Genomic DNA, 19,409 nt, shown 5'->3' with positions numbered 1-19,409 from the left:
GGTTAAGACAGGCTGTGAACCACCGGCTCGCTACGTGAGCGAATTAAACCCGCGCGCGCTAACAGCCAGTACAGCAATTTAGCCACCGCCATGCAGGCAGCAAAAATAATGCAAAAGAACACCACGCGCGAACCGAAAGCATCCAGCCCTTCACGCGCCAGCACGATCATATTGAAGACCGCGCCGAAGCAGAAGCTCTGCAGAATCGCCCCGCTATAGCGGTTTGAAGCATCACGGCCTTGCAGATAGAGGTTATCGAACCCTTTCATCAGCCAGCCGACGGCAATCGCACCCAGCGGAATAAACCACACGCCGCCCATTACCAGCAACGAACCCAGCAGCGTCGGCGAAATCGCCAGCCCTGAATGGTTGTTCAGCACTTCCCAGGTAAAGTAGTTGGCGCTGTTTAACACAATCGATGGACGGCCAGGCCAGAGCCAGCTCGGGATGAAGACATAAAAGTCACGCCAGATCGGTGCTAAGCCCTGGAAGTCAATTTTGTCGTAGTTCTGCAACAACAGCGCGAGATTTTCCCAGGGGGAGAAGGTATCACGCGTTAAATACAGGAAGGTGTAAAACGCTTCATCGCCCACCACATCGAGGTTATAGCGCCGCAGTGCCAGCCAGAACATACCCGCAATCGCCATCACGCCTGCGCCCACCAGCATCCACAAGGTGATCCAGCCGCGCGTAATGCCGATGAACAGGAACAGGGCGAAGGCGATGATGATATTGGCGCGCGTCCCGCCCACCAGCGCATAGGTCAGTAAACCAAATGCCACCGACACCAGCAAAAACCCCAGCCACTGGCGCTGCGTCGGGTTGAGGAAATAACGAATCAGCATCGCCGGAATAAAGAAGTAGAAGAAGCGTTTGAGCGCTACGCCGGACACTTCGCTGGAGAAAATCTGGTTATACGCAGAGAGTCGGAACAACAGTAACCCGTTGTGCATAAAGAACACGGTCACCGTGCCAATCGCCACCAGCGCCAGTAACAGGCAGGTAAGATGGGTTTCGACTCGGTTCATCTGCAACCAGGGTTTGCGCGGTGCAGCGTTGATCGGCCTCAACCGGACTTTATAACTGACGTAATAAATCGCATAAAAACTGGTCGCGGCCAGCAACGCCTGTAACAGGTACTCCGGCGGCACCACTTCAACATTAAAGCGGAATACCAGCACACTGGTGAGGGGGAACCCGAAATAAAAGGTCAGTAAAAAAAGGATGGTGAAGAACAGGTGGAAGTTAAAACGCACCCGTTTAAATTCCCGCCAGGTCAGCGTCAAAATGAAACCTAGCGAGAACAGATAAACCACCAGCAGACCACTAAACTGCATCAGGCTCATGTTCTCTCCCTTTCACTCAGGCTCAACGCGTTGCGCCAGCCAGCCAGATAACCAGGGGCGAAAAAGGCAATCGCGGATTTATCACACTGTGCCAGCTGACGCTGAGCTTCAGCCACACTCGACGCATCCAGTGCATCTTCACTAAAAAGAACCGGCAACCCTTGTTCGCTGAGGTCGCGCCAGAACGGATTTTTTCGGTTCAGCACAAAGGGAATATTGGCCTGAATCAGCAGACATAAGGTGCCAATGCCTTGCTGGCGCTCGAACATAAAATAGCCGAGCTGACAGTCGCTGAGCAATTGCAGATAGGTGTCAAAATCTATCTTGTCGCGCAATAAGGTTACCTGACCTTGGGGGAACAGGCGCTGCGCGGCCGTATTGATCTCTTCGATGTACTCATGATTATTTTCCGGGTAGCCCAGCGGGATCAGTATTTTCACCCTATCGCCAAACTGCGCTCGAATCGCCTGCAGGCCTTCAATATGGTTGTTGCTGCGATCGCCTGAGTTACCCAACAGCACGGTGAAATCACCGCTCGTGCTACCGCCCGGCACTGCGGCATCGGGCATGCGTGTTGGGAAATAGAGCAGTGAAGTGGGCACACGCGGATGGCGTTGTTGAAAAGCGTGCAAATCCCCACGCGTTGCGAACACGTGAGCAATGCGACGCTGTGCCATACGGCGCAGCAGATAAAACAACTGATACTTCAGGCCACGCCCTTCTTCATACAAATCAGCGCCCCAGATGTGCCAGAACGCCTGCTCACGCCGTAATTTACCGCTGAGCAAAGCCAGCCAGATTTGCGGATTAAACTGTCCATGAAAGAAGAAGCGTTGCGTGCGGTCAGCCGCACGGGTTATCACCGTCTGCGCCAGCGCGCGCTTGCTGGGATAGGTTTCAATCTGCAGCGCGGTATAAGCTTGCAGCGCTTCAGGCGTTGAAGTCACCACCATAAACTGGCGCGGTCCAGCACCCGGCAATTCGGTGCTCATCACCTCATTAAAGAAGCGCAACACCGTATGGTTATGATGTGGGATATCCGATCCCAGCACGTGAAATAAAGTCATTTTTTTCGGCAATAAATCATAAAGGCGCCACAGCAAAGGGCGAAGTAGAGCACGTAAGTCGCCATATAGGCTTGTGCGGCTCCGGCGGTTCCATGTAATGGAATCAGCCAATGTGAGAACGCGGTCAGCAGCACGAACTGGCTGATTTCCGTCAAAATATAAAAGCGCAGTGAAGCTTTAGCGATCACCAGATATCCGAAAACATAGGCGCCAACTTTAAAGACGTCACCGCATAACTGCCAGATAAACAGGTCCCGCATCGCGGTAAACTGCGGTGAAAACAGCAGCCAGATGGCAATGTCACGCAGTAACCACACGCAGAAACTCGCAGCCGCCACTGCAGGTAACACAAAACGCAGCGCACGCCCAATTTCACGCGCAATCTGCGGCTTACTTTCCAGTCGCGCCAGCGTCGGCAGTAACCAGACACTAAAAGTCGCCGTGATAAATTGCAGATAGGCATCGGAAATACTGGTCACACCCTGCCACAGGCCTACCTGCGCCCACCCCTGCTGTTCGGCCAGCAGATTACGCATCATCACCCACGCCACTGGCAGGGTCACGGAGGTGATAAGCGCCATCAGGGTGAATTTTGCCAGATTTCGCGCCAAATCCGGCTGCCATCTCGGTGTTAACCAGCGCAGTGGCAGTACCTGACGATGACGGCGCAGCATCAGCAGTGCCGGGAACACCAACAGTGCAGGTACTAGCGCTAAGCCGACTAACGATCCGGCATATCCACCCAGCCACCAGCACAACACATAACCCAGCACGCCCACCAGACTACCGATAATCAGCGCCTGCGCATTGCCGCGCGCATCGCGAAACCCCTTGAGCAAGGCCAGCGTCAGATTGGCCCAGGCAATGCCAAACTGCAGAAAAGCCACGATGCGCACCACGTTGGCATAGTCGTCGTGACCAAATAGCGCATGACTGATCGGCCCCGCTGCCAGCAAGAACACCAGCGCCACCAGCGTGGAGAAGCCGATCACCATGGTGGATGCCGTACCCGTCACGGCACGCAGTTGCTCAGGTTGCTGCTGAAATTGCGCGATGTAGGTGGTCACACCGTTGAAAATGCCTGCGCCGGCCAATACACCCAATACGGTAATCAGTTGGCGAAAGTTACCGGCCTGGCCAACCCCTTCTGGCCCAAAGCTGACCGCCAGCAGTTTCACCACCAGCAGACCGGCAATGATTTTTACCAACGTCGATGAGGCCGTCCAGACTGAGGCTTTGGCTAACGACATCAGGCAAAGAAACTCAACAGCGAGCTGATAACGGTGCGCTGATTGTTATCCGACAGGTTATAAAACAGCGGCAGGCGCAGCAGGCGCTCACTCTCTTTGGTGGTGAAGCGGTCATCACCGTGGAAGCGACCAAAACGTTCACCGGCTGGCGAAGAGTGCAAGGGGATGTAGTGGAACACCGTGAGGATTTCCGCCTCTTTCATCCAGTTAATTAGTGCCTGACGGTCGTCGCTGTCGCGCAGTTTGATGTAAAACATGTGCGCGTTGTGAAGGCAGTTTTCCGGCACCATCGGTAGCTCGATGCGTCCCGCCGCCGCCAGCGGTTGCAGGGCATCATAATAGCGCTGCCACAGGCGCAAACGCTGCTGGTTAATACGCTCAGCCGCTTCGAGTTGCGCCCACAGGTAGGCAGCCTGCAGATCCGCCATCAAATAGCTCGAACCGATATCGCGCCAGGTGTATTTATCCACCTGACCACGGAAGAACTGGCTACGGTTGGTGCCTTTTTCACGGATGATCTCAGCGCGCTCCACCAGCTTCGCGTCATTAATCAGCGTCGCACCACCTTCGCCACCGGCAGTGTAGTTTTTGGTTTCATGGAAGCTGAAGCAGCCAATATGACCAATCGTGCCCAGCGCACGCCCCTTGTACTGCGACATCACCCCTTGCGCCGCATCTTCAATCACAAACAATTGATGCTTCGCCGCCAGCGCCATGATGCTATCCATCTCGCAGGCCACGCCCGCGTAGTGCACCGGCACGATCGCACGGGTTCTCTCGGTGATCGCCGCTTCAATCAGGGTTTCATCGATATTTAGCGTATCGGGGCGAACATCGACGAACACGATCACGGCACCGCGCAGTACAAAGGCATTGGCGGTGGAGACAAAGGTATAGCTCGGCATGATCACTTCATCGCCGGGCTGGATATCGATTAACAGCGCGGCCATTTCCAGTGATGCGGTGCAGGATGGCGTCAGCAGCACCTTTTTGCTGCCAAAATGCTGCTCCATCCACTGCTGACAGCGACGGGTAAATCCACCGTCACCGCAGAGTTTGCCGCTGGCCATCGCCGACTGCATATATTCAAGTTCACTGCCGACGACTGGCGGCGCATTAAATGGGATCATGTAGCTGTCCTGTAAAACCAGTAGGCGGTGCTTTCAAGGCGTGCACCGCTGCGTAAATAGAGGCGCATCGCCGTAAGATTGCTAAGCTGGGTCGCGACGCGCAGTCGTTCAAGTTGTCGCACGCGGCCCCAATCCGCTGCCGCCAACAGCAAGCGTTGACCAATGCCCTGCCCTTGCGCTGCGGGTAACACGGCGAGCAGGCCGATACGCGCATCACCGTTCACTTCACGCATCGAGACATAGCCTTGTAATTGGCCGGATTCGTCGCTGGCCACCAGGCATTGGTGATCAAAGGTGCCGCGTACCGCGTTTTCAATCCACTGCGCATAGAAACGACCGCTGTCATCGGCGTTAAACCAGGGCGCACGAAAACGGCTTTGGCGAAAGGCATGCGATGCCGCCTCACGCAATGCCGGAATCTGTGCTTCACGCGCGATGCGCACGCCAACCTGGCGCTCGGTGCGTTTGATATTGATGGCCAGATCGGCCTCACCTTCCACCAGCTGAAAACCGTGCTGGCTTAAGGCATCAATGGCGTCGGTGCGCTCGGCGGGCACTTTGGCCTGCCACAACGTATCTGGCTGTTGCAGCGCGTCGGCAAGGGTGAAGTCGCCATCCAGGTCGATACGCGCACTGTTCACGCCAAAGAAATCGCTTTCCCACTCGAGGGGGTTAATACTGACGCGGACGGGCATGGAGAACATCCATCAGGTATTGGCCGTAGCCGGTTTTGGTCAACGCTTGCGCCGCCGCCAGCAACTGTTCGTCACTTAGCCAACCGTTGCGCCACGCAATCTCTTCCAGACAGGCAATTTTAAAGCCCTGACGTTTCTCCACGGTCTGCACAAACATACTCGCTTCAATCAGACTGTCGTGTGTACCGGTATCCAGCCAGGCAAAACCGCGTCCCAGCAACTCGACAGAGAGTTCACCCTGCTCAAGATACATCTGGTTAATCGCGGTGATTTCCAGCTCGCCCCGTGCAGAAGGCTGCACCAGTTTGGCAAACTCCACCACGCGATTGTCGTAGAAGTAGAGGCCGGTTACCGCCCAACGTGATTTGGGTTGCTGCGGCTTCTCCTCGATGGAAAGCGCATTGAAGTCGTCATCAAACTCCACCACACCAAACCGCTCGGGATCCATCACCTGATAGGCAAACACCGTCGCACCGCTACTGCGCGCAGCCACTTTTTTCAGTTTCGGACTGAAGCCCTGGCCAAAATAGAGGTTGTCGCCCAGCACCAAACAGCAGCTGTCATTGCCAATGAAGGACTCACCAATGATAAACGCCTGCGCCAGACCATCAGGGCTGGGTTGCTCAGCATACTCTAGCTGCAGGCCGAACTCGCTGCCATCACCGAGCAAACGCTCGAAGTGCGCGCGATCTTCCGGCGTGGTGATAATCAGGACCTCGCGGATCCCCGCCAGCATCAGCACCGACAGCGGATAGTAGATCATCGGTTTGTCGTAAACTGGCAGTAGCTGCTTTGAGATAGCGCGAGTAATAGGGTGCAAACGCGTGCCCGAACCGCCCGCCAGGATGATACCTTTCATCGTTGCTGCTCCTGTATTGCGCCTCAGCGCGGCGTGGTTAAACCCAACCGCTCGCCACGATAGCTACCGTTGAGAATCGCCTGCCACCATTGTGGGTTTGCCAAATACCACTGCACGGTTTTGCGAATGCCACTTTCGAAGGTTTCCTGCGGCATCCAGCCTAATTCACGCGCAATTTTGCTGGCATCAATGGCGTAACGCAGATCGTGACCGGGCCGATCGGTGACAAAAGTAATCAGATCTCGATAGCGCGCCAGATGCGTGGCGCGCTGCTGCGGTGCCAGTTCGTCCAGCAGATCGCACAGGGTTTCCACCACCTCAATATTACGGCGTTCGTTGTGACCACCAATATTATAGGTTTCACCCACTTTGCCGCTGCTCACCACACTGTAGAGTGCTCGCGCATGATCCTCTACATACAGCCAGTCGCGAATCTGGCTGCCGTTGCCATACACCGGCAAAGGCTTACCCGCCAACGCATTGATGATAGTCAGTGGAATCAATTTTTCAGGAAAGTGATAAGGGCCATAATTGTTCGAACAGTTGGTGACGATGATCGGCAAGCCGTAAGTGCGTAACCAGGCGCGAACCAAATGATCGCTGCTGGCTTTCGTCGCTGAATAAGGACTGCTGGGCGCATACGGCGTGGTTTCAGTAAAGAAATCATCGCTGCCATGCAAATCGCCAAACACTTCATCAGTGGAAATGTGGTGGAAGATAAAGCCTTTTTTACGCTCATCCGCCATCTCATTCCAGTAATGGCGTGCGGCTTCCAGTAACTGATAGGTGCCCACGATATTGGTTTCGATGAAGGCAATCGGGCCATCAATCGAGCGATCCACATGGCTTTCTGCGGCCAGATGCATAATGCAATCCGGTTGATATTGGGCAATGACACGGTCCAGTTCGGCTCGGTCGCAAATATCCACCTGCTCAAAGGCATAGCGCGCATCATTCTGTATTGAAGCCAGAGAGGCTAAATTGCCTGCGTAGCTGAGTTTATCCACCACCACCACCTGATGGTCGGTTTGCTCAATCAGAAATCGCACCAGTGCGGACCCAATAAAGCCTGCGCCACCTGTCACCAGGAACTGTTTCATCGCCAGACACCTTTGGTATCGATAATCCACTGCTGCGTGATCTCGCTGGCATCGATAGCGCGGAACTGCGCGTGATCAACCAGCATCACGATGATATCTGCTTGCTGCAATGCATCCTGGGTGGAAACCAGAGCCGCTTCATGGGCCAGTTGCGCAGGGATTTCTGCCACATGCGGTTCAACCACCAGCGTGCTGCCGCTGTGCCACTCGGCAATCAGGTGCGCCACTGTCATTGCCGGGCTCTCGCGCAAATCATCAATGTTCGGTTTAAACGCCAGGCCGAAGCAGGCAATCGTCACCTCAGAAGCACGTTTGCCGCTGGCAGTCAGGCAATCAGCCAACTGCTGTTTGACCTGATCTAACACCCACGTCGGTTTCGCATCATTCACTTCCCGCGCGGTGCGAATCAGACGCGCCAGATCCGGATTTTGCGCCACGATAAACCAGGGATCGACAGCGATACAGTGCCCACCGACGCCCGGTCCGGGCTGCAGAATGTTGACGCGTGGATGGCGGTTCGCCAGCGCAATCAATTCCCACACGTTGATATTCTGTTCCGCGCAGATCAGCGACAGCTCATTAGCGAAGGCAATATTCACATCACGGAAGCTGTTCTCCGTAAGCTTACACATCTCGGCAGTACGCGCGTTGGTTTCCACACATTCGCCGCGCAGGAAGATGCGATACAGTTCGCTGGCCCGTGCTGAGCACGCAGGCGTCATGCCGCCAATCACACGGTCATTTTCCAGCAGCTCTACCATCACTTTGCCGGGCAGCACGCGCTCCGGGCAGTAAGCGATAAACACGTCACAGTTATCACCGTGCTGCGGGAAACGCAGGTCAGGACGTGCCTCTGCCAGCCAGGCGGCCATCTGTTCGGTCGCGCCAACCGGTGATGTCGATTCGAGGATCACCAAGTCGCCCGTTTTCAGCACCGGTGCAATCGACAACGCGGCTGCCTGTACGTAGCTCAGATCCGGCTGATGATCGCCGATAAACGGCGTGGGCACGGCAATCAGGAAGGCGTCCGCAGCTTCGGCTTCCGTAGTGGCGCGCAGATATCCTGCCTGAACGGCGTTGCGTACCACGTCACTCAGCTCCGGCTCAACAATGTGAATGTCGCCGCGATTAATGGTCTCGACCGCGCGGACATTGATATCCACGCCGATCACTTTTTTTCCCTTTGAGGCAAAAACGGCCGCCGTTGGCAGCCCAATGTAGCCCAGTCCGATAACGGAAATGGTTTCAAAACGCATAATTATACTCTGTGTTGTTTCAGTGCCTGCAGGATGCGCGAGCAGGCTTGTCCATCGCCATACGGATTGTGCGCGCGACTCATCCTCTGCCAGGCTTCCTCGTCCTGCAGCAGCAGGCTAACTTCTTCGACAATCCGGTTGATATCGGTACCGACCAGTTTTACTGTGCCCGCATCCACCGCTTCCGGACGCTCAGTCGTATCACGCATGACCAGAACAGGTTTGCCCAACGATGGCGCTTCTTCCTGAATACCACCGGAATCGGTGAGGATCAGCCAGGAACGGTTCATCAGCCAGACAAACGGCAAATACTCCTGTGGCTCAATCAAAATGATATTGTCGATACCACTCAGGATACGATTTACCGGCTCGCTGACGTTGGGATTGAGGTGCACCGGATAGACGATTTGCGCCTGCGGATGCTGACGTGCAATCTGCGCCAGCGCGCTGCAAATGCGTTCAAAACCGCCGCCAAAGCTTTCACGACGATGGCCGGTGACCAGAATCAGTTTTTTGTCCGCATCAAGGAACGGATAACGTGCTGCAAGACGTGCATTCAGATCGCCATCATCCAGCACCCGATCGCGCACCCATAGCAACGCATCAATCACCGTATTGCCGGTAACTACGATACAGTCATCCGGCAAATTTTCACGCAGCAGATTCTGCCGCGAACTCTCGGTTGGGGTGAAATGGTAGCTCGCCAGATGACCGGTTAAGGTGCGGTTAGCCTCTTCCGGCCAGGGCGACATCAGGTTGCCGGTGCGCAATCCTGCTTCGACGTGCCCCACCGGAATCTGATGATAAAAAGCGGCTAAGCTAGCAGCAAAAGTGGTGGTGGTATCACCGTGCACCAGCACCACATCGGGCTGAAAATCGGCGAGCACCGTTTTCATCCCCTGCAAAATGCGGCTGGTGATCTCCGTCAGCCCCTGTTCCGGGCGCATGATATTGAGATCGTAATCGGGCTGCAGCTTGAACAGCCGCAGCACCTGATCGAGCATTTCACGATGCTGCGCGGTCACGCATAAGCGCGATTCAAACGCCGGATCCTGCGCCAGTGCTTGCACCAGCGGGGCCATTTTGATCGCCTCAGGACGCGTGCCAAATACGGTCAGAACTTTCACGTGGCTTCTCTTAATGGCTCGTTGGTGACGTTGGACGAGGACGGCGCACCAGCGCCACACCTGCACCCACCAGCGCGCCAATGACGCCCCACATGATCATCATAAACACTCGGCGCGGACTGTCGCGCGACACCGGCTCTTCAGGCGTACGCAGATAGCGGTAGGTCTGGAATGGCTTATCCAACTGCGCACCTGCCTGCAACGTGCCCAGCATCGCTCTGTTTTGATCATAGCTCAAATCGTAAGCGGGCCCGCTGGCCTGCAATGTATCGAGCTGAGCCTGCAACATTTGCTGTCCGAGCAGGAAGCGATCGCTGTCAGGCAGCGCTTCGCCAATGGCCGGAGCACGGTTTTCTTTGATGCCCTGCTGACTAGCAACCTTTAAGGCCTGTTCAATACGTTGACGCTGGCGATCAAATACCGCCTGTGCCACTTCCTGCTGACGGGTAACCTGCGCCTGCAGCTGCGCGCTGCGCGCCTGCCATGCCCCCTTCAATTCTGCATTCAAATGGCGCGCCGCGCGTTCGCTGGCATAGGCGATATATTGGCGCAGCAGGTTATTCGCGTCGCCAGCGGTTTCGGCAATCAGCTTAATGTTATCCAGCGTGTTATGCGCCGCATCCGCTGGTGTGAACTGGATATTGGTAATCAAATCATCCAGCAGTGCGGCATCGTTATGCGCGTTGCCACTTTTGCGGCTTTTGAAATAATCGGTCTGCTGCCAAAAATCACGGCGCGTGTCCCAGGAGGCCAACTGCATAGTGAACTCCTGATAGACCTCATCCATCACTGTTGGGGCGGGTGTGTTGAGATTGAGCGTGTTGTTACGCACATCGAGGTTATTGAGGAATTGCTGCTGCACGAAGAAGTCACCCAGCATGTTAACCGTTGGACGATCGGTAACGGCGGTGGTGCTCCAGGCTTGCTTCATCAGCATCGAGGCGAGCCAAGCCAATAAGGCAAACAGCAGCGCAAAGCCGATAACCCAGCGCTTACCGCGCCACAGCGTGCAGCCAAGGCCGCGCACATCCAGTTCGTTCTCCACAACGACAGAGGTCATAACAAAAGTCCTTATCGGGGTACTGATCGGGGTAATTTATTTTTTATCTTCGCCACTGCTTTGCCAGCGGCGTTTAATACGACGAATTTTGCGCGCCACACGCCAGGCGTGTTTCAGGCAATAGCCGTAAAGGAAAAAGGCCATCAGGAACAGCACCAGCATCACCCACTCGGGGATGAAGGCAAGGTATTCGCCCAACACACCAATACCGGCCAACAGCGCTGCAGCTACGGTAATCAGCACAAAGGCCTGACGCGAAGTGAAACCCGCTCGCATGATCAAATGGTGAATGTGCTGGCGGTCAGCTGAAAACGGACTCATCCCCTTACGCAGACGGCGATACATAATCGCCACCATGTCCATTAGCGGAATGGCAATCAGCCAAAGTGCCGTGACCGGCGTAATCGGATGGCTCAAACCCTGGGTGGTTTCCAGCAGGATCCAGATAATGGTGAAGCCAATCATGGTGCTGCCGGCGTCGCCCATAAACACTTTGTAGCGGCGACCAATCAGACCCAGATTGAGCAAAATATAGGGGATGGTGGCGGCGATCATGGCGAAACACCACATCGCAAGACTGGTTTGCCCGTCGAAAAAGAGGATGATGCCCATGGCGGCAAAGGTCACACTGGCCAGCCCACCCAGTAAGCCATCAATGCCATCCACCATGTTAAAGGCGTTAATGGCCGCCCAAACGGCGAACAGTGTAAGTACGTAGCCAAATGGCCCAACAACCAATTCCACCGGACCAATGATAAATCCAAGGCTCAGCAGATACAGTTTTGAGCCGACCATCATCACGATGGCCACCGCCGCTTGTACTAATGCGCGGATTTTAACGCTGATATCGAACCGATCGTCCAGTGCACCCACCAGCACCAGCACCCCTGCGCAACTTAAATAGAGTGCCGCATGGGGTAAATAATAATCTGAAATAGCGAAAGCAAAGCAAATCCCCGCATAAACGGAGATCCCACCTACTAACGGAATGGCGCCATGGTGTCGTTTTCTTGAATTAGGTGTGTCTACCAGCCCAATTTTTTTAGCGGCTTTACGGGCAAAAAATAGGAACACTAAAGTAAACAGAAAAACAAAACCAAGCTCAGTACTCATAGTGAGTAAATTCACGTTAACGCTCTCAGCTAAAATCATCGACAACAATAAGCAAAATTCTTGCCATTGCCGTATATCCCTTGTCCGAATTCTGCCTGGGAAAAATCTTATTGCTGAAAAAATCAGCACATTTCTGGCACAATCATTATATTTCTTCCTGACTGGGCTAATCCTAATGCCCATAAAAAAAAAACGCCACGTTAAGACGTGGCGTTATCAATAAATCCTGGCAAATTGTGCGAAAGAATCGCTTCGCTTAGCGATTCAATTTCGCCAACTTACGAACGCTTCATCATATCGAAGAATTCGTCGTTGGTTTTGGTCATCGCCAGCTTATTGATGAGGAACTCCATCGCATCAATTTCACCCATTGGATGGATGATTTTGCGCAGGATCCACATTTTCTGCAGCTCTTCCTGCGTGGTGAGGAGTTCTTCTTTACGGGTACCGGAGCGGTTGTAATCAATCGCTGGGAAGACACGTTTTTCAGCAATTTTACGCGACAGGTGCAGTTCCATGTTACCTGTACCTTTAAATTCTTCGTAAATCACTTCGTCCATCTTCGAACCGGTATCAACCAGCGCAGTCGCGATGATGGTCAGGCTGCCGCCCTCTTCCACGTTACGTGCTGCACCGAAGAAACGCTTCGGACGATGCAGGGCGTTGGCGTCCACACCACCGGTCAATACTTTACCGGAAGCCGGTACCACGGTGTTGTAAGCACGCGCCAGACGGGTGATGGAGTCAAGCAGGATAATAACGTCTTTCTTGTGCTCGACCAGGCGCTTAGCCTTCTCGATCACCATCTCAGCGACCTGAACGTGGCGTGAAGCCGGTTCGTCGAAGGTGGATGCGATGACTTCGCCTTTCACCAGACGCTGCATCTCGGTCACTTCTTCCGGACGCTCGTCAATCAGCAGCACCATCAGCACGCAATCCGGATAGTTGTACGCAATGCTCTGTGCGATGTTCTGCAGCAGCATGGTTTTACCGGCTTTCGGTGGCGCCACGATCAGACCACGCTGACCGCGACCGATCGGCGATGCCAGATCCAGTACGCGAGCGGTCAAATCTTCGGTTGAGCCATTACCGCGCTCCATACGCAGACGATTGTTTGCGTGCAGTGGCGTGAGGTTTTCGAACAGAATCTTATTACGCGCGTTTTCCGGCTTGTCGTAGTTAACTTCGTTAACTTTCAACAGCGCAAAGTAACGTTCACCCTCTTTTGGCGGGCGAATTTTACCAGAAATGGTGTCACCAGTGCGGAGGTTGAAGCGGCGGATTTGGCTGGGAGAAACGTAGATATCATCGGGACCGGCGAGGTAGGAGCTGTCTCCAGAGCGGAGGAAACCAAATCCGTCCTGCAATATCTCCAGCACACCATCACCAAAGATGTCTTCGCCACTTTTCGCATGCTGTTTAAGGATAGAGAAAATAATATCCTGTTTACGCATACGTGCCTGGTTTTCCAGACCCATATTTTCGCCGAGGGTAATCAGCTCAGAAACCGGCGTGTTCTTTAATTCGGTAAGATTCATAGTGAGGGTTCTTAAACTCGGGGTAATTCTCGAAATGATTGTCGTGGGTGGTATGGCAAAAATTCCATGCCGTTAATGGCTCTTTTTCAACTCTGCTCGACGATTATCGTCTGATGTGGCGATAGGAAACGAAGAGATGGTCGAAAGGTGATGCCGAATGTGCTAGTCATCAGATTGCCAAACCACGATAACGTTCAATGCGAGCAGGGTCTGACAAGGGAAAACTTTAGATGCAAACTACAAGGTAAGTGCGTAATGCAGTGAGGTCAACTTAACACGCCTGAAGGGAGACGTCCAGCAGTGGCGAAAAAATTCACCACTGCGGAACAACACCGCGCCGGGCTTAGGCCAGGTTAGCGTTCAGGAACTCTTTCAGCTGGCCTTTAGACAAGGCGCCTACTTTGGTCGCAGCCACTTCACCGTTCTTGAACAGCAGCAGTGTCGGGATACCACGAATGCCATATTTAGGCGCAGTGCCCGGGTTGTCATCAATGTTCAACTTGGCGATGGTAAGCTTACCGTCGTACTCTTCTGCGACTTCGTCGAGAATTGGGGCGATCATTTTGCAAGGACCACACCATTCAGCCCAGAAATCTACCAGAGTGACACCGTCGGCTTTCAGCACGTCAGTGTCGAAACTGTCATCGGTCAAGTGAACGATTTTATCGCTGCTCATGTTTAACTCCAAAGATTGTGCCTGGCGAATTGGCGTAAAATATACCAACGTAGGTTGACTTTATTTCATCGGATACGCTTTCGTAAAGCGCTAGTAAGCTGATATTCTACCACACTATGAGCAAAACACACTTAACTGAACAGAAGTTTTCCGACTTCGCCCTGCACCCACAGGTGGTTGAAGCCCTTGATACCAAAGGCTTTTCTAACTGCACGCCTATTCAGGCGTTGGCACTGCCTTTTGCGCTTTCAGGGCGTGATGTTGCGGGTCAGGCGCAAACCGGTACCGGCAAAACGATGGCGTTCCTGACGTCAACGTTTCATCATCTTCTTTCTCATCCAGCCGCTGAAGGCCGCCAGATTAATCAGCCACGTGCGCTGATCATGGCCCCGACGCGTGAACTTGCTGTGCAGATCCATGCCGATGCAGAGCCACTGTCGAAAGTCACGGGTCTGAAACTGGGTCTGGCTTATGGCGGTGACGGCTACGACAAACAGCTGAAAGTGTTGGCCGATGGCGTCGATATTCTGGTGGGCACCACCGGTCGCCTCATCGACTATGCGAAACAAAATCACATCAACCTCGGCGCCATTCAGGTCGTGGTTCTGGATGAAGCCGATCGCATGTTCGATCTTGGCTTTATTAAAGATATCCGTTGGTTGTTCCGCCGCATGCCGCCGGCCACCCAGCGTCTGAGCATGTTGTTCTCGGCGACCCTCTCTTACCGCGTACGTGAACTGGCGTTCGAACATATGAACAACGCTGAATACGTGGAAGTGGAACCGGAGCAGAAAACCGGCCACCGCATCAAAGAAGAACTTTTCTACCCTTCGAATGAAGAGAAGATGCGTCTGCTGCAAACCTTGATCGAAGAAGAGTGGCCCGACCGCGCCATCATCTTCGCCAACACCAAACACCGCTGTGAAGATATCTGGGGCCATCTGGCCGCGGACGGTCACCGTGTAGGTCTGCTGACGGGCGATGTGGCACAGAAAAAACGTCTGCGTATTCTGGATGACTTCACCAAAGGTGATGTAGATATTCTGGTCGCGACTGACGTTGCGGCGCGAGGTCTGCACATTCCTGCAGTGACCCACGTGTTCAACTACGATCTGCCTGACGACCGTGAAGACTACGTGCATCGCATCGGTCGTACCGGCCGCGCGGGTGCCAGCGGACACTCCATCAGCCTGGCGTGCGAAGAGTACGCACTGAACCTGCCAGCGATTGAAGAGTACATTGGTCACGGTATTCCGGTGAGTAAGTACAGCAGTGAAGCACTGATGAGTGAGCTGCCTCCGCCGAAACGTCTGCAGCGCAGCCGTTCTGGAAACGGCCCACGCCGTGGCGGGAACAACAGCAACCGTCGTAGCGGCGCGCCGCGCAATAACAACCGTAAACGTTCGAGTTAAGCACACCATGCTGAGCGCATCGTCACTTTATGCTGCGATTGATTTAGGCTCTAACAGCTTTCATATGTTGGTGGTGCGCGAAGTGTCCGGCAGTATTCAGACCATTGCGCGTATAAAGCGTAAGGTACGTCTGGCTGCCGGTCTGGACAAAGCCAATCACCTCTCCGCCGAGGCGATGCAGCGTGGCTGGCAATGTCTGAAACTCTTCTCTGAACAGTTGCAAGATATTCCGCCCGAGCAAATCCGCGTGGTCGCCACGGCTACGCTGCGTATTGCTGAAAATGCCCAGGACTTCCTGGCTCACGCCGAAGAAATTCTTTGCTGCCCGGTGAATGTCATCAGCGGCGAGGAAGAAGCACGCCTGATTTATCAAGGTGTTGCCCACACTACCGGAGGCTCCGATCAGCGCCTGGTGGTGGATATCGGCGGCGGCAGCACCGAGCTGGTCACCGGCGAGGGTTCGCACGCGACCACGTTGTTTAGTTTGTCGATGGGTTGCGTCACCTGGCTGGAACGCTACTTTGGCGATCGTCACCTGGCGAAAGAGAATTTCGAGCAGGCTGAATTAGCGGCCCGCGACATGATTCGTCCGGTCGCGGCGGCACTGCGCGAAAAAGGCTGGCAGATCTGCGTCGGTGCTTCTGGCACCGTGCAGGCACTGCAGGAAATTATGGTTGCGCAGGGCATGGATGAACGCATCACCCTGAGCAAGCTGCAGCAGCTAAAACAGCGTGCGATTCAGTGCGGCAAGCTGGAAGAGCTGGAAATCGAAGGATTGACACTCGAGCGCGCGCTGGTATTCCCCAGCGGCCTGTCGATTCTGATCGCTATCTTCCATGAACTAAGCATCGACAGCATGACGCTGGCCGGTGGCGCACTGCGTGAGGGGTTGGTGTACGGCATGCTGCATCTGCCGATTGACCGCGACATTCGTAGCCGCACGTTGCAAAACGTCCAGCGCCGCTTCTCTATCGATGTGGAGCAGGCAAGCCGCGTGCGTCAGCTGGCTGAAAGCTTTTTCCGCCAGGTGAGCACTGCCTGGAAGCTGGATAACCGATGTCGCGATCTGCTGCTGAGCGCCTGTTCAATTCACGAAATAGGCCTGAGCGTCGATTTCCGCCAGGCACCCCAGCACGCCGCTTACCTGATTCGCCATCTCGATCTTCCTGGTTTTACGCCCGCACAGAAAAAAATGCTCGCCTGCCTGCTGCAGAATCAGAGTGGCAGTATCGATCTCGCTTTACTGACGCAGCAGAACGCTGTGCCACCACGTATGGCGGAACGCTTAAGCCGTTTACTGCGTCTGGCGATTATTTTCTCCAGCCGTCGTCGCGATGACACGCTGCCTGCGGTTCGTTTACAGGCGGATGATGATGCGCTGCACCTGACACTCCCTGCTGGCTGGCTGGATGCGCATCCGCTGCGGGCCGAATTGCTGGAACAAGAGAGTCATTACCAGTCTTATGTGCACTGGTTGCTGACTATCTCTTAATCAAACCTGCTGCGCTTGCTGATGCTGCGTTGAAAAGCTCCCGTCAAATGCTCATTGACGGCATGTGAACTCCGCTTTGCCGGGAACTTTTCGTCTTGCCTCCGCTACGCTCGCAACGGTTCTCGCTACAGGCCTGGCCTGAACGAACGACGGGGGATTTACCCCTTCTTCGCATTCTCCAGCATCGCACGTAAGCCCGCGACGCGCGTCTGCCCGGTTTTCACCCGCTCCTCGGCGCTGATCACCTTTTTCTCGCGCTCCCACACCACATCATCCTGCGGCAGCTCCATCAGGAAGCGGCTTGGTTCTGGGCGGACCAGTTCGCCGTACTGACGGCGTTCACGGCACAGGGTAAAGGTCAGCTCTTTTTGCGCGCGGGTAATGCCCACATAGGCCAGACGGCGTTCCTCTTCGATGTTGTTCTCATCAATGCTGCTCTGATGCGGTAACAACCCCTCTTCCATACCGACCAGATAAACATACGGGAACTCCAACCCTTTGGAGGCGTGCAAGGTCATCAGCTGCACCTGGTCGCTCTCCTCATCGCTCTCGCCGCGTTCCATCATGTCACGCAGCGTAAAGCGCGTCACCACCTGCGCCAACGTCATCGGCTCATTCAGCTCATCGCCCTCCAGCATCTCCGTCATCCACTGGAATAGCGTGTTGACGTTTTTCATGCGCATTTCGGCGGCTTTGGGGCTTGGCGAGGTCTCAAACAACCAGCTTTCATAATCGACACCGCGAATCAGGTCGCGTACCGCATTCACCGGTTCGCGTTCCGTCAGCTGGATAATCTCATTAAGCCATTGAGTAAAACGCTGCAGATGCTCCAGACCGCGCCCGCTCAGCGTCTGTTCCAGCCCCATATCGAAGCTGGCATTGAACAGACTTTTATTGCGCAGGTTGGCCCATTCACCCAGCTTTTGCAGCGTGGCGGGGCCAATTTCACGACGCGGCGTGTTAACGATACGCAGGAAAGCACTGTCGTCTTCCTGATTGGTCAGTACACGCAGATAAGCCAGCAAATCTTTAATTTCCGGCCGCGAGAAGAACGAGGTGCCACCAGAGATGCGATAAGGAATACGGTTCTGCATCAGCTGCTTTTCAAAGACGCGTGACTGATGGTTGCCGCGATAGAGAATCGCATAATCTTTGTAGGCGGTTTTATTAACGAAGTGATGGGCAATCAACTCACCGGCGACCCTCTCGGCCTCATGATCTTCATTGTTGGCACTCAGCACCTTCAGCTCGCTGCCCTCGCCCAGCTCGGAGAACAGGCGCTTCTCAAACACATGCGGATTATTGGCAATCAGGATGTTAGCTGACTTCAAAATGCGCTGGGTTGAGCGATAGTTCTGCTCCAGCTTCACCACTTCCAGCGCCGGGAAATCCTCTTTCAGCAGCACCAGGTTTTGCGGTCGCGCACCACGCCAGGAGTAAATCGACTGGTCATCATCGCCTACCACGGTGAAACGCGCCCGCGCGCCCACCAGCAGTTTCACCAGCTCATACTGGCTGGTGTTGGTATCCTGATACTCATCCACCAATAAATAGCGAATACGCTGCTGCCAACGCTCGCGCACTTCCTGATTGCGTTGCAGCAACAGCGTCGGCAGCGCAATCAAATCGTCGAAATCCAGTACGTTGCAGGATTTCAGATGCTGGTCGTACAGCTGATAACATTGGGCAAAAATCTGGTCGCGCTGGGATTTGGCCAGGCCAGCCGCACCCTGCGGATCGACCAGATCATTCTTCCAGTTGGAAATGGTGGAGATCAGCTGCTGCAACAGCGTTTTGTCTTCCTCCAGCCACTGTTTAGTGAGGTCTTTCAACAGCGCCAGCTGATCTTGATCGTCGAACAGCGAGAAGCTCGCTTTCATTCCTAACGCTTTGTATTCACGTTTGATTATCTCCAGCCCCAACGTATGGAAGGTGGAGATCATCAGGCCGCGCGCCTCTTTACGTCCAAGCGTTTGTGCGACACGCTCTTTCATCTCGCGCGAGGCTTTATTGGTGAAGGTGACGGCCGCGATATGGCGCGCCTGATAGCCACACTCGCGGATCAGGTGGGCGATTTTATTGGTGATGACGCGGGTCTTACCCGAGCCTGCACCGGCCAGCACCAGGCAGGGACCGGTGACAAATTCGACAGCACGTTGTTGGCCGGGGTTTAAACGCATAACGGAATATCACTCAACTAATGAAAAGGAGATCCCCTGACGATTTCGCATGGCAGGAATATGGACAGGTGAGCGACTCCCGGAAACTGACTCAATCAGTCACCGTAT

The 19,409-nt window shown here is 54.5% G+C and carries 16 protein-coding genes; 2 read left to right on the top strand and 14 right to left on the bottom strand.

Going from position 1 to position 19,409, the window contains the following annotated elements:
* Positions 1-2: 2 nt before the first annotated feature.
* The 13 genes from wzyE to trxA form a co-directional block, all read right to left on the bottom strand.
* Complete coding sequence (wzyE, locus tag AC6I8L_RS00875) at positions 3-1,346, bottom strand: ECA oligosaccharide polymerase (protein ID WP_058960372.1); 1,344 nt, start codon at positions 1,344-1,346, stop codon at positions 3-5.
* Positions 1,343-2,413 carry a TDP-N-acetylfucosamine:lipid II N-acetylfucosaminyltransferase gene (gene wecF / locus AC6I8L_RS00870; protein WP_058960373.1) on the bottom strand — a complete coding sequence of 357 codons (1,071 nt, stop codon included), beginning with the start codon at positions 2,411-2,413 and terminating at the stop codon, positions 1,343-1,345. Before wecF ends, wzyE begins: the two co-directional genes overlap by 4 nt.
* Positions 2,410-3,663, bottom strand: coding sequence for a lipid III flippase WzxE (gene wzxE, locus AC6I8L_RS00865; RefSeq protein ID WP_058960374.1), 1,254 nt, complete (start codon positions 3,661-3,663; stop codon positions 2,410-2,412). Before wzxE ends, wecF begins: the two co-directional genes overlap by 4 nt.
* Positions 3,663-4,793, bottom strand: coding sequence for a dTDP-4-amino-4,6-dideoxygalactose transaminase (rffA, locus tag AC6I8L_RS00860; RefSeq protein ID WP_058960375.1), 1,131 nt, complete (start codon positions 4,791-4,793; stop codon positions 3,663-3,665). The genes wzxE and rffA overlap by 1 nt, the downstream gene beginning before the upstream one ends.
* Positions 4,790-5,488, bottom strand: coding sequence for a dTDP-4-amino-4,6-dideoxy-D-galactose acyltransferase (gene rffC / locus AC6I8L_RS00855; protein ID WP_034827844.1), 699 nt, complete (start codon positions 5,486-5,488; stop codon positions 4,790-4,792). Before rffC ends, rffA begins: the two co-directional genes overlap by 4 nt.
* Positions 5,466-6,347: a glucose-1-phosphate thymidylyltransferase RfbA gene (rfbA, locus tag AC6I8L_RS00850; protein ID WP_058960376.1), complete on the bottom strand. Its 882-nt coding sequence runs from the start codon at positions 6,345-6,347 to the stop codon at positions 5,466-5,468. The genes rffC and rfbA overlap by 23 nt, the downstream gene beginning before the upstream one ends.
* Positions 6,348-6,370: 23 nt before the next feature.
* Positions 6,371-7,447: a dTDP-glucose 4,6-dehydratase gene (gene rffG / locus AC6I8L_RS00845; protein ID WP_058960377.1), complete on the bottom strand. Its 1,077-nt coding sequence runs from the start codon at positions 7,445-7,447 to the stop codon at positions 6,371-6,373.
* Positions 7,444-8,703, bottom strand: coding sequence for a UDP-N-acetyl-D-mannosamine dehydrogenase (gene wecC / locus AC6I8L_RS00840; RefSeq protein WP_058960378.1), 1,260 nt, complete (start codon positions 8,701-8,703; stop codon positions 7,444-7,446). The genes rffG and wecC overlap by 4 nt, the downstream gene beginning before the upstream one ends.
* A 2-nt stretch (positions 8,704-8,705) precedes the next feature.
* Positions 8,706-9,830 (bottom strand): non-hydrolyzing UDP-N-acetylglucosamine 2-epimerase, encoded by a 1,125-nt coding sequence (wecB, locus tag AC6I8L_RS00835; RefSeq protein WP_034827841.1) that lies wholly within the window; start codon positions 9,828-9,830, stop codon positions 8,706-8,708.
* A gap of 10 nt (positions 9,831-9,840) precedes the next feature.
* Positions 9,841-10,890, bottom strand: a complete 1,050-nt coding sequence (gene wzzE / locus AC6I8L_RS00830; RefSeq protein ID WP_058960379.1) for an ECA polysaccharide chain length modulation protein — start codon at positions 10,888-10,890, stop codon at positions 9,841-9,843.
* A 36-nt stretch (positions 10,891-10,926) separates the two neighbouring features.
* A complete protein-coding gene (gene wecA / locus AC6I8L_RS00825; protein ID WP_034827962.1) occupies positions 10,927-12,003 on the bottom strand; it encodes a UDP-N-acetylglucosamine--undecaprenyl-phosphate N-acetylglucosaminephosphotransferase in 1,077 nt (358 codons plus the stop codon).
* Between the two features lie 278 nt (positions 12,004-12,281).
* The gene (gene rho, locus AC6I8L_RS00820) at positions 12,282-13,541 is read right to left on the bottom strand and encodes a transcription termination factor Rho (protein WP_034827837.1); all 1,260 of its coding nucleotides are present in this window, start codon (positions 13,539-13,541) and stop codon (positions 12,282-12,284) included.
* 343 nt (positions 13,542-13,884) lie between these two features.
* Positions 13,885-14,217 carry a thioredoxin TrxA gene (gene trxA / locus AC6I8L_RS00815; protein WP_003851963.1) on the bottom strand — a complete coding sequence of 111 codons (333 nt, stop codon included), beginning with the start codon at positions 14,215-14,217 and terminating at the stop codon, positions 13,885-13,887.
* A 116-nt stretch (positions 14,218-14,333) separates the two neighbouring features.
* On the opposite strand from trxA, the gene rhlB reads away from it, so the two are divergent.
* Positions 14,334-15,629, top strand: a complete 1,296-nt coding sequence (rhlB, locus tag AC6I8L_RS00810) for an ATP-dependent RNA helicase RhlB (RefSeq protein WP_038643814.1) — start codon at positions 14,334-14,336, stop codon at positions 15,627-15,629.
* Between the two features lie 7 nt (positions 15,630-15,636).
* Positions 15,637-17,121: a guanosine-5'-triphosphate,3'-diphosphate diphosphatase gene (gene gppA, locus AC6I8L_RS00805; protein ID WP_058960380.1), complete on the top strand. Its 1,485-nt coding sequence runs from the start codon at positions 15,637-15,639 to the stop codon at positions 17,119-17,121.
* 158 nt (positions 17,122-17,279) lie between these two features.
* Here gppA and rep read toward each other — a convergent pair whose 3' ends face one another.
* Positions 17,280-19,301, bottom strand: coding sequence for a DNA helicase Rep (gene rep / locus AC6I8L_RS00800; protein WP_058960381.1), 2,022 nt, complete (start codon positions 19,299-19,301; stop codon positions 17,280-17,282).
* Between the last annotated feature and the right edge of the window lie 108 nt (positions 19,302-19,409).

This window comes from Type-E symbiont of Plautia stali, assembly GCF_059731115.1.
This window is presented reverse-complemented; position numbering and strand designations above follow the sequence as displayed.

Coding starts and splice junctions, on each gene's coding strand:
- wzyE (WP_058960372.1), bottom strand. CDS start 1,346: ATGAGCCTGATGCAGTTTAGTGGTCTGCTGGTGGTTTATCTGTTCTCG.
- wecF (WP_058960373.1), bottom strand. CDS start 2,413: ATGACTTTATTTCACGTGCTGGGATCGGATATCCCACATCATAACCAT.
- wzxE (WP_058960374.1), bottom strand. CDS start 3,663: ATGTCGTTAGCCAAAGCCTCAGTCTGGACGGCCTCATCGACGTTGGTA.
- rffA (WP_058960375.1), bottom strand. CDS start 4,793: ATGATCCCATTTAATGCGCCGCCAGTCGTCGGCAGTGAACTTGAATAT.
- rffC (WP_034827844.1), bottom strand. CDS start 5,488: ATGCCCGTCCGCGTCAGTATTAACCCCCTCGAGTGGGAAAGCGATTTC.
- rfbA (WP_058960376.1), bottom strand. CDS start 6,347: ATGAAAGGTATCATCCTGGCGGGCGGTTCGGGCACGCGTTTGCACCCT.
- rffG (WP_058960377.1), bottom strand. CDS start 7,447: ATGAAACAGTTCCTGGTGACAGGTGGCGCAGGCTTTATTGGGTCCGCA.
- wecC (WP_058960378.1), bottom strand. CDS start 8,703: ATGCGTTTTGAAACCATTTCCGTTATCGGACTGGGCTACATTGGGCTG.
- wzzE (WP_058960379.1), bottom strand. CDS start 10,890: ATGACCTCTGTCGTTGTGGAGAACGAACTGGATGTGCGCGGCCTTGGC.
- wecA (WP_034827962.1), bottom strand. CDS start 12,003: ATGAGTACTGAGCTTGGTTTTGTTTTTCTGTTTACTTTAGTGTTCCTA.
- rho (WP_034827837.1), bottom strand. CDS start 13,541: ATGAATCTTACCGAATTAAAGAACACGCCGGTTTCTGAGCTGATTACC.
- trxA (WP_003851963.1), bottom strand. CDS start 14,217: ATGAGCAGCGATAAAATCGTTCACTTGACCGATGACAGTTTCGACACT.
- rhlB (WP_038643814.1), top strand. CDS start 14,334: ATGAGCAAAACACACTTAACTGAACAGAAGTTTTCCGACTTCGCCCTG.
- gppA (WP_058960380.1), top strand. CDS start 15,637: ATGCTGAGCGCATCGTCACTTTATGCTGCGATTGATTTAGGCTCTAAC.
- rep (WP_058960381.1), bottom strand. CDS start 19,301: ATGCGTTTAAACCCCGGCCAACAACGTGCTGTCGAATTTGTCACCGGT.